At 46.2% G+C, this 13,442-nt stretch carries 12 protein-coding genes and 14 tRNA genes; 3 read left to right on the forward strand and 23 right to left on the reverse strand.

The genetic code is table 11. From position 1 onward, the window contains the following. Positions 1 to 194, forward strand: a 194-nt coding sequence (locus tag OKX56_RS00005) for a hypothetical protein (protein ID WP_207644960.1), incomplete at its 5' end; no start/stop codon positions are given. A 21-nt stretch (positions 195 to 215) separates the two neighbouring features. On the opposite strand, the gene OKX56_RS00010 is transcribed toward OKX56_RS00005, so the two are convergent. Then, positions 216 to 881 carry a prepilin peptidase gene (locus OKX56_RS00010; protein WP_019226761.1) on the reverse strand — a complete coding sequence of 222 codons (666 nt, stop codon included), beginning with the start codon at positions 879 to 881 and terminating at the stop codon, positions 216 to 218. Positions 882 to 1,028: 147 nt separating this feature from the next. Here OKX56_RS00010 and OKX56_RS00015 point away from each other — a divergent pair, with 147 nt between their 5' ends. Both OKX56_RS00015 and OKX56_RS00020 read left to right on the forward strand, forming a co-directional pair. Continuing rightward, positions 1,029 to 2,708, forward strand: a complete 1,680-nt coding sequence (locus tag OKX56_RS00015; protein ID WP_019226760.1) for a GspE/PulE family protein — start codon at positions 1,029 to 1,031, stop codon at positions 2,706 to 2,708. A 35-nt stretch (positions 2,709 to 2,743) separates the two neighbouring features. Further along, positions 2,744 to 3,820, forward strand: a complete 1,077-nt coding sequence (locus tag OKX56_RS00020) for a type IV pilus twitching motility protein PilT (RefSeq protein ID WP_025205428.1) — start codon at positions 2,744 to 2,746, stop codon at positions 3,818 to 3,820. 177 nt (positions 3,821 to 3,997) lie between these two features. On the opposite strand, the gene OKX56_RS00025 is transcribed toward OKX56_RS00020, so the two are convergent. The 22 genes from OKX56_RS00025 to dpsA all read right to left on the reverse strand — a co-directional run bounded on the left by OKX56_RS00025 (position 3,998) and on the right by dpsA (position 13,392). Further along, complete coding sequence (locus OKX56_RS00025; RefSeq protein ID WP_019226758.1) at positions 3,998 to 4,348, reverse strand: hypothetical protein; 351 nt, start codon at positions 4,346 to 4,348, stop codon at positions 3,998 to 4,000. After that, a complete protein-coding gene (locus tag OKX56_RS00030) occupies positions 4,335 to 4,526 on the reverse strand; it encodes a hypothetical protein (RefSeq protein ID WP_019226757.1) in 192 nt (63 codons plus the stop codon). Before OKX56_RS00030 ends, OKX56_RS00025 begins: the two co-directional genes overlap by 14 nt. Positions 4,527 to 4,970: 444 nt before the next feature. Next, positions 4,971 to 5,044 (reverse strand) — tRNA-Gly (locus OKX56_RS00035). A 5-nt stretch (positions 5,045 to 5,049) separates the two neighbouring features. Beyond that, positions 5,050 to 5,126, reverse strand: a tRNA-Ile gene (locus OKX56_RS00040). Position 5,127: 1 nt separating this feature from the next. Next, positions 5,128 to 5,202, reverse strand: a tRNA-Asn gene (locus OKX56_RS00045). A gap of 6 nt (positions 5,203 to 5,208) precedes the next feature. Beyond that, positions 5,209 to 5,299: transfer RNA gene (locus OKX56_RS00050), tRNA-Ser, on the reverse strand. Between the two features lie 13 nt (positions 5,300 to 5,312). Continuing rightward, positions 5,313 to 5,397 (reverse strand) — tRNA-Leu (locus OKX56_RS00055). Positions 5,398 to 5,404: 7 nt separating this feature from the next. Continuing rightward, a tRNA-Thr gene (locus OKX56_RS00060) sits at positions 5,405 to 5,480 on the reverse strand. An 18-nt stretch (positions 5,481 to 5,498) separates the two neighbouring features. Further along, a tRNA-Arg gene (locus tag OKX56_RS00065) sits at positions 5,499 to 5,575 on the reverse strand. Between the two features lie 9 nt (positions 5,576 to 5,584). Then, a tRNA-Gly gene (locus OKX56_RS00070) sits at positions 5,585 to 5,659 on the reverse strand. An 8-nt stretch (positions 5,660 to 5,667) separates the two neighbouring features. After that, a tRNA-Lys gene (locus OKX56_RS00075) sits at positions 5,668 to 5,743 on the reverse strand. A gap of 19 nt (positions 5,744 to 5,762) precedes the next feature. Further along, positions 5,763 to 5,838 (reverse strand) — tRNA-Lys (locus tag OKX56_RS00080). Between the two features lie 3 nt (positions 5,839 to 5,841). Beyond that, positions 5,842 to 5,916 (reverse strand) — tRNA-Gln (locus tag OKX56_RS00085). A 35-nt stretch (positions 5,917 to 5,951) separates the two neighbouring features. Continuing rightward, positions 5,952 to 6,028: transfer RNA gene (locus OKX56_RS00090), tRNA-Asp, on the reverse strand. A gap of 151 nt (positions 6,029 to 6,179) precedes the next feature. After that, positions 6,180 to 6,255: transfer RNA gene (locus tag OKX56_RS00095), tRNA-Val, on the reverse strand. Between the two features lie 43 nt (positions 6,256 to 6,298). Beyond that, positions 6,299 to 6,374: transfer RNA gene (locus OKX56_RS00100), tRNA-Glu, on the reverse strand. 85 nt (positions 6,375 to 6,459) lie between these two features. Beyond that, on the reverse strand, positions 6,460 to 8,124 hold the full coding sequence (locus OKX56_RS00105; protein ID WP_019226756.1) for a ribonuclease J: 1,665 nt from the start codon (positions 8,122 to 8,124) through the stop codon (positions 6,460 to 6,462). Positions 8,125 to 8,496: 372 nt separating this feature from the next. Continuing rightward, on the reverse strand, positions 8,497 to 9,381 hold the full coding sequence (gene dapA, locus OKX56_RS00110) for a 4-hydroxy-tetrahydrodipicolinate synthase (protein ID WP_019226755.1): 885 nt from the start codon (positions 9,379 to 9,381) through the stop codon (positions 8,497 to 8,499). Between the two features lie 36 nt (positions 9,382 to 9,417). Further along, complete coding sequence (dapG, locus tag OKX56_RS00115) at positions 9,418 to 10,644, reverse strand: aspartate kinase (protein ID WP_019226754.1); 1,227 nt, start codon at positions 10,642 to 10,644, stop codon at positions 9,418 to 9,420. 111 nt (positions 10,645 to 10,755) lie between these two features. Then, positions 10,756 to 11,748, reverse strand: a complete 993-nt coding sequence (locus tag OKX56_RS00120; protein ID WP_019226753.1) for an aspartate-semialdehyde dehydrogenase — start codon at positions 11,746 to 11,748, stop codon at positions 10,756 to 10,758. 110 nt (positions 11,749 to 11,858) lie between these two features. Beyond that, on the reverse strand, positions 11,859 to 12,455 hold the full coding sequence (locus OKX56_RS00125; RefSeq protein ID WP_019226752.1) for a dipicolinate synthase subunit B: 597 nt from the start codon (positions 12,453 to 12,455) through the stop codon (positions 11,859 to 11,861). Next, positions 12,445 to 13,392, reverse strand: a complete 948-nt coding sequence (gene dpsA / locus OKX56_RS00130; RefSeq protein WP_019226751.1) for a dipicolinate synthase subunit DpsA — start codon at positions 13,390 to 13,392, stop codon at positions 12,445 to 12,447. The genes OKX56_RS00125 and dpsA overlap by 11 nt, the downstream gene beginning before the upstream one ends. Between the last annotated feature and the right edge of the window lie 50 nt (positions 13,393 to 13,442).

The raw sequence follows: 13,442 nt of genomic DNA on the forward strand, positions 1-13,442 counted from the left end.
CATATAATCTGAATCGGCTATTTTTAACAGGTACTATACCTGTTATTCCCAGTATTTTGACAGACTCAATGAAACCCCACTATATTTACTCTGTCAAAGGTTGCATTTACTTTGACCGCTCACCAAAGAATTTATCGCCAGTTATTTTTCGCATTTTCTTATTATTTGCGGCAAAAATACAACAATACATCTAATGTAAAAAATAATAAAACAATTTAGCGTATTAATAAACTCCAATACCACGAAATCATTTCGTTGCCAAAAAGAATGCTTCCTATGATACCTATCACTAAAAACGGTCCATATGGGATTGCAGTCTTTAATTGTCCTTTGCCGCTGACCAGGATAATCACCCCAAAGACTCCGCCGATGATTGAACCGACAAGCATTGCCCAAAACGTTAGTTTCCAGCCTAGGAAAAAGCCTGCTGCGGCCATCAGCTTGATATCTCCGCCGCCTATGCCGCCTCTCGAGAATATATAGATCAGCAGCAAACCCAATCCAGCTCCAAAGAAGCCAATCAGCCTCTCCAGCCAGGAGACATCCTGATTGAAGAAAGCAAACAAAATACCCAGAACCAGAATCAGGAGAACGCTCCAGTTTGGGATCAGCATGGTCTTAAAATCAATGAACGCAATGAGTAAAAGGATCGAGCCAAAAATCAGAAAACTCAATGTTTCTAGAGAAAAACCGTATTTCCAGAATAAAGCACAGTACAGCAGCGCATTCAGGATTTCCACGACCGGTTTGGATGGGAAATCTCTGTGCTCTTCTTCCATGTTTCTTCTAATTAATATTTTCAAAAATTTTCCGGCAGCAAGCCCGACAATAAATAATCCCAAATAGACCAGCCAAACATGTTCCATAAAAAACGTTTCCATCTCAAACACTCCTTTAATCTTTCTTCCCTTAGGGTATCTAAATTCGCAGGATTTGTAAATATTAGCAATTTTTCTTTATTTTTGATTTACACTATAATACAATAAATTAAAATAGACAAAATATAAATAATTAAATTGGAGAAAAAAATGCCGGAAACGATGCGAAAACTGGGACAGCTTTTAGTTGAATCAGAGGTGATTACTGCTAAGCAGCTCGAAGATGCTTTGGAAATGCAGTCCAAAACTTCTAAAAAACTGGGCGAGATCCTTATTGAAACGAAATCTATTACGGAAAAACAGCTACTCAAAGTGCTGGAATTTCAATATCATATTCCTTACTATGATCTAGGTGAAACTCCGATTGATCCTCTTGCTACGGGACTGATTACGGAAGGAATGGTCAGAAAGCATTCCTTGATACCGATCAAGAAGGAAAATAATGTGCTGATCGTTGCCATGGTCGACCCGCTGGACTTTTATGCGATCGATGATGTCAAACGGGCAACCCGGCTTGATGTCAAGCCAGCCATGGCTACCGCGTCGGATATCATGAATGCGATCGAGCGCTATTATGGCAAGGAAAGCGCCGAAAAAGCGATTGAAGAACTGAAACAAACGTATGACCTTGTTGATTTCTCCGGAATTGACGATCAGTTTGGCGATGAGGTGACGAATGCCCCTGTCGTAAGACTGGTTAATTCCGTGATTCAGCATGCCATCAAGACAAATGCCAGTGACATCCATATTGAACCGTCTGACAATGAAATGCGGATCCGCTACCGGATAGACGGAGAACTTCAGGAAGCCATGAAAACATCTAAAGCGGCCCACCAGGCCATCGTCACCAGAATTAAGATCATGGGGCAAATGGATATTGCTGAGAAGCGCCTACCCCAGGACGGCAGAATTGAAGTCAGCATTGACGGCAATAACGTTGACCTCAGGCTTTCCATACTTCCAACAGTCCACGGAGAAAAGATAGTTATCCGCGTGCTCGGAATGAGAAACAGTACCTATACCAAATCTGAGCTAGGCTTTACTGCTGAAAATCTTGAGCTGTTTGACCGGATCATCAAAAGTCCAAATGGGATCATCCTTGTTTCTGGCCCCACCGGTTCCGGAAAAACGACGACACTTTACGCAGTCATGCGAGAATTGAATAAACCAACTGTCAATATCATCACCGTAGAAGACCCTGTTGAATACCGGATGGATGGGATCAATCAGGTCCAAGTCAATACCAAAGCTGGCCTGACTTTTGCCTCGGGACTGCGGTCGATTCTGCGTCAGGACCCCGACATTATCATGATTGGGGAGATCCGCGACTCGGAAACAGCCCAGATTGCGATCCGTTCAGCCATCACCGGCCACCTGGTCTTAAGCACTATCCACACCAACGATGCAGCTTCCTCGATTATCCGGCTAGTCGATATGGGAATTGAATCTTATCTTGTTTCTTCCGCTGTTGTCGGCCTAATGGCTCAAAGACTTGTCCGCAAAATCTGTCCAAAATGCAAAACTTCATACCGGCCGGAACATGCCGAAATGATGCTGCTGAAACTGCGCGAACCCCAGCCCCTTTACAAGGGGACCGGATGTCCTGCCTGTAATTACACCGGTTATTCCGGTCGAACCGCCATCCATGAAATCATTCCGATCAACAAGGATATCCGCGAGATGGTTAATCGGGGAGTAACTCCTGATCAAATAAGACATATTGCCGGCCGTTTCGGCTATATTTCCCTGCGTGATACCTGTACCCGTCTGGTTCTGGACGGAACCACCACCACGGAAGAATTATTAAAAGTAACCTATAGTATTGAATAGACCGATCAAATCTATTTATGTTGAGGAGTGTTTGTATGAATCTAAATATCAGGGACTTACTTTTAATGTCATTGGAACTTAAAGCTTCTGACCTCCACATCACAACCGGTCTTCCCCCAATGTTCAGAATCAATGGTATCTTGACTCCGATGGCAAATGCCAAGTATTTGTCTCCGTTGGACACCAAAGAGCTTGTTGATGAACTAATGGATGAACCCGTGAAAAACCGTTTGCAGCAAAAGGGAGAAGTTGACTTTTCCTATACGATCCCTGGTATCAGCCGTTTCAGGGTTAACGTCTACAGCCAGCGAAAAAGCCTGGCGGCCGCGATCAGGGTCATTGTTCCGGATATTCCAAGTATTAACGAGCTGGGACTGCCTGATATCCTGAAAGACCTCGCAATGAAACCCAGAGGTCTGATCCTGGTCACGGGTCCGACCGGTTCCGGTAAATCCACTACCCTTGCTGCCATGGTGCGCCATATGAATACGCACCGCAACAGTCACGTCATTACCATCGAAGACCCGATCGAATATTTGCATGCCCATAATCAATGTATGATAAACCAGCGTGAGATTGGTGACGATACCCATGCCTTTGCAGATGCTTTACGGTCTGCACTGCGTGAAGACCCCGATGTTATCTTGGTCGGTGAAATGCGCGACCTTGAGACGATCAACACGGCCCTGATGGCTTCAGAAACAGGCCACTTGGTCTTGTCCACCCTCCATACTTCATCCGCAGCGACTACCATTGACCGGATCATCGATGTTTTTCCGCCGAATCAACTGCAGCAAATTAAAGTTCAGTTGGCATCTGTTCTTCAGGGCATTATCTGCCAGCAGCTGCTGCCTACTATGGATGGTACCGGACGTGTTGCAGCGATGGAAGCTCTCATCGTCAATGACGCTGTCCGGAATATGATCCGTGAAGGCAAGACCCACCAGATTGATACGGTCATCCAGACTGGCATCAAAGCGGGTATGGCCCCGATGGATTATTCTCTGGCGAATCTGGTTAAGCGGAAGATGGTAACCCTTGAGGAAGCTAACTTAAGATGCGTGAATCCTGAGTTGTTCTCGAAGTATCTTGATCAGCCGTTTATATTCTAAGTTGAAATAGGGGCTTACGGCATGGTGCTATCCGCTCTTCGACTGTTGCGCCATCCATGGTGCAAACAGTCGCGTTATAAAGCAATAAAATAAAGCGCCCTGTTCGGAGTATAAGAAATATTCCGGGCAGGGCGTTTCTTTCACAATTAAGTATATCATCTATGGGGAGATCACCTATTAATAGATCTTTTCCCGAAAGCGGGATATCGCATGCTTGAACTTGACCGGCCAGATCTCTTCACCCCTGCGGAGCAGTTCCCCCATTAGCTCCGCAACATATAGCTTACCAACTCCTGTAAGATTTAAAACCAGAATATCTGAACTTTTTTCTTCAATGATAACGTCTCTGGCCTCGATATCTGTCTTCCTGTGAATCAAGCGAAGTTCTTCCTCTTTCTGCAGGGTTTCAAGCTCCATTTCCAGTGTTGATTTTTCCATCAACCAGGAATATTCGGCCATCTCTTTCAGATTTAAGATACCGAATTGTCCAAAATCAAGAACCATGATCTGATCGTCATGATAAAGCACGATATGTTTCAGCTCCTAATAATACCTGCTGAAAATCAGATTTCCTTTCACTGACTTCAATGCAAAAAAGCTGTCGCTCTTTGAGCTGGCGGTAAAAGTTCTGAATACTATCGGCTTCCAGAACGCCTGTCGATCTCTGGCCGGAAAAGTCTTTAGCAACATACGAATATAGAGGCATATTTCCACTCCCTCTGCTATATTTTACATTTAATTTACATTATTTTTACATATTTTTTACATTTATTCGCTTATCTTATATTTCATTTTTAGAAATAAAAATACGTTTTAATTATACTACTAAATAACATAAATTGTAATATTTTTCTCAAATTGTCATTGACAAAATCTTGACAAATTATACTTCTGGTGTTCTCTTCATTCTTATTTACTACTTCATACCTCAACTCCGCGGGTGATGGGAATCGCTCCGCTTCGCGAATTGGCCTCTGCCAATTCGCTCGCTATCACGCCGGGGTGGGAAAATGCTTCCATAGGTCGCATTTGACGGCCACGGGTGGCCTAATGCCGTGATGCCATGGGCAAGGTGCGGCGCTGCCTGTTCGATCCCCATCACCCGCTCCATAAAAAAATCCTGCGCGGTCGCGCAGGATTTTATTTTCTTTGGAGCGGGTGATGGGAATCGAACCCACGTAACCAGCTTGGAAGGCTGGCACTCTACCATTGAGTTACACCCGCATGTTTGGTAGCAGGGGGGGGATTTGAACCCTCGGATGAGCGGGTATGAACCGCTTGCCTTAGACCACTTGGCTACCCTGCCATGGCTCCCCGAGCTGGATTCGAACCAGCAACCTATCGGTTAACAGCCGATTGCTCTACCGTTGAGCTATCGAGGAATATGCTGGCGGAGAAGGAGGGATTTGAACCCTCGCAGCAGTTACCCACTCTAACGGTTTAGCAAACCGTCCTCTTCAGCCACTTGAGTACTTCTCCGTAAACTACTGATTGGTGCGGAAGGCGGGACTTGAACCCGCACGGTGTTAACCACACGCCCCTCAAACGTGCGCGTCTGCCAATTCCGCCACTCCCGCATAAAACTGGAGCCGTTAACCGGGATTGAACCGGTGACCTTATCCTTACCAAGGATACGCTCTACCTACTGAGCTATAACGGCGAATGCCTTCTGGAACAATGGTGCGCTCGGAGGGATTCGAACCCCCGGCCTTCTGATTCGTAGTCAGACGCTCTATCCAGCTGAGCTACGAGCGCATATTTTTTTGGAGCGGGTGACGAGATTCGAACTCGCGACTTTCACCTTGGCAAGGTGACACTCTACCACTGAGTTACACCCGCATGATAGATGGTGAGCCATCCGCGACTCGAACGCGGGACACCCTGATTAAAAGTCAGATGCTCTACCGACTGAGCTAATGGCTCGGAAATAATATTGTTTTGATGGTGGGCCATCAGGGGCTCGAACCCTGGACACCCTGATTAAGAGTCAGGTGCTCTACCAGCTGAGCTAATGACCCGTCTGGCTGGGGTGGCTGGATTCGAACCAACGTATGCCAGAGTCAAAGTCTGGTGCCTTACCGCTTGGCGACACCCCATCGGTTTCAGGATGGATTCGTAATTTAATAAATTATGGCGACCCCGATCGGATTTGAACCGACGATCTCCTGCGTGACAGGCAGGCGCTTTAAACCACTAAGCTACGGGGCCAATTCGATATTCGAGGCACGACGTTCGATATTCGAACCTTCGTATTCCTCAGCAGTAAGTTTCCCGATGTTCAGTCCGTACCTTCCGCTCTTCAAGCAATATCTTAATATGCTTTTTCAAGCTTCGCGCCTCGAACTTCGAACTTCGAGTTTGGTGGGCGATGACAGGATCGAACTGCCGACATCCTGCTTGTAAGGCAGGCGCTCTCCCAGCTGAGCTAATCGCCCTTATCTGATGTTCGAGGAAAAACCACGAACGTCGGATTTTAAATGGTGACCCGTACGGGATTCGAACCCGTGTTACCGCCGTGAAAGGGCGGTGTCTTAGGCCGCTTGACCAACGGGCCAAAATTGCGAGAACATTTGATAGTATAGCTAAATGCGAAAACATTGTCAACCCGTTTAGGAAAAAAATGTTCGAACTTGTTGAACTTATTTCACTTCCTGAATGATTGGCAGGATGACCGGTTTTCTTTTCGTTTTTTCATACAGATGCTTGCCTAGAACGTCTTTAATCTGATTTTTGAGTGTGACCCATTCAATAATACCGTTCTCGATGCAGCGTTCGGTGGTCTGTCTGATTTTCTCTTTAGCCTCATCCAGCATTGTCTCGGATTCTCTGACATAGACGAATCCCCTGGTCACAATATCAGGCCCGGCAACAATTTCATTGGTGGAACGGCTCAGCGCAATAACTACGATTAAAATACCGTCCTGAGACAGCTGTTTGCGGTCGCGCAGCACAATATTGCCGACGTCCCCTACACCAAGCCCGTCCACTAAAATTCTGCCGGATGGCACTTTCCCGGCGATACCTGCTCCATTTCTGGTGAACTCAATGACACTTCCATTTTCGGCAATAAAAATATTTTTATGCGAAATTCCAAGCTGTTCGGCAATCTGGCCATGCTTAATCAGCATGCGGTACTCACCGTGCACAGGCACAAAATACTGCGGTCTTACCATATTCAGCATCATCTTTAATTCTTCCTGACTGCCATGACCGGAAACATGGACGCCTGATGCTTGTTCGTGGATCACATTGGCGCCGAGTTTAAACAACTGATCGATGGTTCGGGCCACCGATTTCTCATTTCCCGGAATCGGACTCGCGGAGATAATCACCGTATCACCTGGCAGGATCTCGACCTGTTTATGGTCGCTGGAAGCCATGCGGGAAAGTGCCGACATCGGTTCCCCCTGACTCCCTGTTGTAATAATACAGACCTGATTCGGTGGCAGCTGGAGAACCTCTTCTACATCGACCAGCGTTCCTTCTGGAATGATCAGATAGCCATATTCAGCAGCGATTGAGGCGTAATTCTGCATGCTCCTGCCGACAATGGCAACCTTCCTGTTCGTTTTGAAAGCAGCGGTGATGACCTGCTGCACGCGATGGATATTCGAAGCAAAGCTGGCTAAAATGATTCTTTCCTTGGCGGTGCGGAATACATCGTCGAACATCTGTCCGACCACTCTCTCCGACATCGTAAAACCAGGCCTTTCTACATTCGTGCTGTCGGACATTAAGCAGAGTACGCCTTTTTCACCCAATTCGGAGAATTTATAAATATCTAGGATCTCCGATGTAACGGGGGTATGATCCAGTTTAAAATCTCCGGTATGGACGATCACACCGAGGGGTGTATGGATAGCCAGACTCACAGAATCAGGTATGCTGTGGTTGACCCGGATAAAATCAATTTTAAAAACGCCAAGCTTGATACTCTCTCCAGGATTGACGACAGTCGATTTAAACCGGTTGACATTGCACTCCTTTAATTTGGCCTGGATCAGTCCCAAGGTAAGTTTTGGCGCAAATACAGGCGCGTCTATGTCCTTCAGAAGATAGGGGAATGTGCCGATATGATCTTCATGACCATGGGTCACCATAATCCCGAGCAGCATGTCCTTGTTTTCGATGACATAGGAATAGTCAGGGATGACCAGATCAATTCCGGGCATGTCATCTTCAGGGAAAGCCATACCGGCATCAATCATGATCATCTGGTTGTCATACTTTATCAGCGTCATGTTTTTCCCGATTTCACCCAATCCGCCTAAAGGGATAATTTGCAGTTTGTGTTCTTTTGGCAAAGGCAATACCTCCATCAATTTATATATATTTTACTTTATTAATTTCAATTTCAATCCTATTAATTTGTCAGCATAAGGAAACAAGGAGATACCCCGAAGTATCTGAGCAGGATAAAAAAAGACTACAACAAAAAAACACAAACAAAAATAGAAACAGGTAAAAATACCTCTTGGTTTCTTTGATTCCGTTATTCGGTTAGCCGTACAACACCATTAGATTTATTATAGTACCTGAATATCAGATATGCAAGCTGGGTGAACAGCTTCCAACATTATTGTTGCCCATTCGCGAATAAAACTAAAACTTCGGCATAACCAAAGTTTTAATTTTTTGCTTTTACTTTTAGTTTTATCTGAAAGTAATTTCTAAGGTCAGACCTCTTCAGGCAGATTTCGGATATTCGTGAGCAATTCTTTTAAGGAAGCCTGTTCCGTCTGGGTCGGGCCAACGATAGGCAACCGGTAGCCCCCGGCTTTGATGCCGACTTCATTCAGCAGATACTTCACAGGCACTGGATTTGTTGCCACGAACATCCCTTTAAAGATTGGGAACAACAGCAGATGCCATTTTAAAGCTTTCTCCATATCGCCGGCCTTAAACGCAGCAACCATTTTTTGCATCTGGGTACCGATCAGATGAGAAGCGACACTTACGATCCCTGCCCCGCCTAGAGACAGCATCGGCAAGGTCAATGAATCATCGCCCGAATAAATCGCAAAGGTCGAAGACAGTTCCTTTTTCAGTTCACTGACCTGGTCCATCGATCCTGCTGCTTCTTTAATGCAGACAATATTTGAGATTCCAGCTAGTTTGGCGACTGTAGAAGGAAGAAGGTTGATGACTGTCCTTCCTGGTATGTTATAAAGCATCACAGGCAGGTCTGTGGCCGCTGCGATGGCTTTAAAATGCTCATAAAGACCTTCCTGGGAAGGTTTGCTGTAATACGGAACCACTGCCATAATGCCATCGAGCTGGTTTGAGACTTTTTCAGCAAGTTCAACGCTTTCACGCGTGGAATAGGTACCCACGCCTGCAATGACTTTACACGTATCCCCAACTGCTTCTTTCACCGTCGTAAAAAGGTTAAGCTTTTCTTCACCGGTCAGATTAGGGCTCTCACCGGTTGTTCCGGCTACGACGATCCCTTCTGTGCCGTTTTCAACCAAATATCTGGCCAGTATTGCGGCCGCAGGATAATCGATCTCCAGCTTATCGTTAAATGGTGTCACCATAGCGGTTAAAACGCTGCCAAACATTTCTCTTTCCTCCATAAACTATTTTATGCCTGGCTGTCAAATACCAAGCTCAAATTTTTTGTGCAAAGACTGCACAGCCGGAACCATATGTTCTTTTTTGACAAGTACCCAGATCGTGGTATGAGAGTCAGCGGACTGAAGAATCTCAATGCCGCTCTCAGCAAGTGCTTCTGCCATATTGGCCATGACACCGGGCACATCGGCAATTCCCCCGCCGACGAGCGCAATTTTGGCGCATCCTGGCGCGGATTCAGGGTTGAAACCCAGATTCTTTAAAATATTGACGGCTTTCTTTGCCAGCTCATCACGAACTGTATACAGGACAGTTTCTGGTTGAACGCTGATGAAATCGACACTAATATCCGCTAAAGCCATCCCCTTGAATATTTTGGTGATCGCTTTGGGTTTATTTTCTTCTTCTTGAACGTGGATCTTGATCTGGGTGACATTCGGGGTATGTGCAATCCCTGTAATAATCCTGTCGCCGATCATGTCCGAACCCTCCGCGAGGTCGGGCTGAACATTGGTGACCAGCGTTCCTGGAGCATCGGAAAACGTACATTTTACCCGCAATGGGATATTCTTCTGCATCGCGATTTCCACGGCGCGCGGATGGATGACTTTGGCTCCCTGATGCGCCAGATGGCAGATATCATTATAGGTGATCACGTCAAGGATTTTGGCGTCCTGAACGATCCGGGGGTCTGCGGTCATAATACCTTCGACGTCCGTATAAATATCAATTGCTTCAGCATTTAGTGCGACACCAATCGAACAAGCCGTTGTGTCGCTTCCGCCTCTGCCCAGGGTTGTAATTTGTCCGTTTTCGGTCATACCTTGGAAGCCCGTAATGACGACAACCTTGCCTTCTTTCAGCTGCTCCAGGATATTTTCCGGTTCGATTCTGACAATTCTTGCATCGCCAAAACTGCTGTTGGTGATAATGCCGGCCTGTCCACCCGTTAAAAGAACAGCTTCCAACCCCAGACCCTGCAGCGTGCTAACCATAATGCTGCCGGAAATGATTTCCCCGCAACTTAAGAGTAAATCCATTTCTCTTTTGGGCACTTCGGAATAAATGCTTGAAACCATCTTAATCAGCGTATCGGTCGCATAGGGATCTCCCGAACGCCCGATTGCAGAAACAACAACCACAGGCGAAAACCCTTGATTAATAGCCTCGGAAACCTTAGCAGCGACCTGCGCTCTTCTTTCCGGATTGGCCAGGGAAGTTCCGCCAAATTTTTGAACCAATATACGCAAGGTAATTTCTCCTTCCTCTAATTTTCTTAACTTGTCTTGAATTTTGCTTTCCTTATTATTATAACGTCTATGTTTTCTTATCTTTTAATCTTATCCGTTATTTCCTATCTATTATAACAGCAATTCTGCAATCTGGACTGCATTTGTCGCTGCACCTTTGCGAATCTGATCACCTGCGATCCAGAGATTAATCCCCTGATCGATGGTTTGATCTTCCCGGATTCTTCCGACCAGAACTTCATCCCTGTTCGAGCTGTCGAGCGGCATCGGATAAATATCTTTCGCCGAATCGTCTTTTAAGATTACGCCGGGAGCCTGGGCAAATGCAGCCTTGACCTGATCGATCGTGAGTTTTTTCTCAGTCTCAATATTGATGGATTCACAGTGAGAACGAAAGACCGGAACACGGACACAAGTAGCCGTAACACGCAAATCATCCCTATGGAAGATTTTTTGGGTTTCCTTGACCATTTTCCATTCTTCCTTTGTATAGTCACCCTCCTGAAATACATCAATTCTGGGTATCAGGTTAAAGGCGATCTGATATGGGAAAGTATCAATATCCGTGATTTTTTTCCCGTTGCTCCACGACTTCACCTGTTCCTCCAGTTCAATAATCCCTTCTTTGCCCGCGCCGGAAACTGCCTGATATGTGGATACCACAATACGTTTAATTCGCGAAAGCGCTTCGAGCGGTTTTAGTGCCACGACCATGATAATCGTGGAACAGTTCGGATTGGCGATAATCCCTTTATGCCATTTGACATCTTCGGGGTTGACTTCAGGTACAACCAGAGGAACATCCGGATTTAGCCGAAAAGCACTGCTGTTGTCAATAACGACTGCTCCGCTCTGGACTGCGGCCGGCGCATACTCCGTACTGGCGGAACCACCCGCAAATAAGGCGATATCAATGCCTTGAAAGCTCTGATTCGTTGTTTCTTGTACTTCTATTTCTTTTCCCTGCCAGGAAATCCGTGATCCGCTTGATCTTTTCGTCGCAAGCAAGCGAAGCTCATCCACCGGAAACTTCCGTTCAGCAAGAATTTTCAAAAATTCCTGACCAACGACACCCGTTGCTCCGACAATTGCAATATTTGGCATTGAGATCCTCCTAAACATGAATATTCAATAATTCTGACAATTCACTTTCAACAACTAGGTATTAATATAGTATAAATCATTATTCTCTCATAGGATACTAAATATTTTGGCTACTCAGAAGAAGAAATTTCTACCAGGAGCGGTTCAATTTGTTTTCCCTGGCAGGCCAGCAGTATTGTGTCCGGTATTTTATCCATCTGGGCAACGAGAGAATTGGTCTTTTTGAGCGGGCTGTCCTGACCAAAAGGCACCAGGTAGATATTCTTAGCTGAGAGTAAGGCTCCGATATTTTTAGCGTTAACCCCTAACCCGTCATTTGTAGATATAGCAATTACCACGGGGCCTAAGTTGCGCAAGTGTGCTTTAGTAGCCATTAAGACGGGTGTATCAGTGATGCCGTTAGCGAGTTTGGCAAGTGTATTCCCGGTACAGGGCGCAATAACCATACAATCAAAAAGCTTGCCCGGACCGATCGGTTCTGCCTCCGGGATAGTTCCGATCGGGTCTTTTCCTGTAATCTCTTTCAGTCTAGCTTTCCAGTACGTTGCATCCCCGAATCTCGTATCCACTGTATTAACGGACTCCGAAACAATCGGCGTTATATCTGCTCCTTCTTCGACAAGTTGTCTGATCACCCCCATGACCCGGCCAAGGGTACAATGGGAACCGGTCAGCGCAAAACCGATGTGCAGCTTTTCAAATCTCATTTTTGGGCACCCCCTTCCGGACTGCAGCAGCAGTGGCTGCATCTGCAGCAGGTACAAGGTGCTCAAGAATCAGAGGCGGATAAAGCTTCGCCAGCATTTTTCCGGCGGTCTTTGGCGCGACAATACCGGGCAGGCCAGGGGCAAGCTGAGCCTTAATCCCAAGCATCTGGGCATATTCAAAGTCAATACCTCCCGGAATAGAGGCAATATCAATAATGACGGTTTCCCGGGACATTTTGTTCAGCAGATCTCTGCCGAGAATCAGAGCTGGTACGGTATTGAAAACGATTTCCGCCCTGTTGATTTCCTTTTCAAGATCAGAAAAACCGATAGCACGCACTCCCATCTCTACAGCCCGGGCCAGGTCTGAGGGCTTACGTGCAACACACGTAACCTTTGCTCCCATTCCCTTCAGTAGATTCACCAGTGTCATGCCGCAGCGGCCAAGACCCAAAACAAAGCTTTCACTGCTGTGAATGGTGATCGTGGTAGCCTCCATTGCCATCTGAACCGCCCCCTCGGCTGAAGGTATCGAATTCAAGATGACAATTTCATTACGGTTTGCTATTTCCACGAGGTCTATGTTCATCTTTTGGGCTGCGCTGATCAGGGCAGGACGGGCCCAGCCTATAAAAAGCGGAACACCGGGCGGAATCAATTCCAGAACTTCATTATTTAAGATGATCGGAGAATTAGAATACTTTGCTTTGATCAGGCCCCGCGCATCTGTGCCAAACATAGGTAAGATAAGCGCATCTGCTTTAGCGATAATCTCGGTAAAAGATTTGGCATGCTCAATGCTGTCTCCAAGCGGAGACTTTTCCAGACCGAGCCCGATGATCTTCGCACCACACTTTTGCAGCTCGGGGACAAGAAATATTTCTCTATCATCCCCGCCGATTACTGCCAGGCGAACTCCTTCAAGTACCGCATTCATGTTTATGCCTCCTTACTGGATAGTGTCCAGTTAACTACTATCCAGTATAT

It is taken from the genome of Dehalobacter sp. (assembly GCF_030063005.1).
Lineage (GTDB): Bacteria > Bacillota > Desulfitobacteriia > Desulfitobacteriales > Syntrophobotulaceae > Dehalobacter > Dehalobacter restrictus.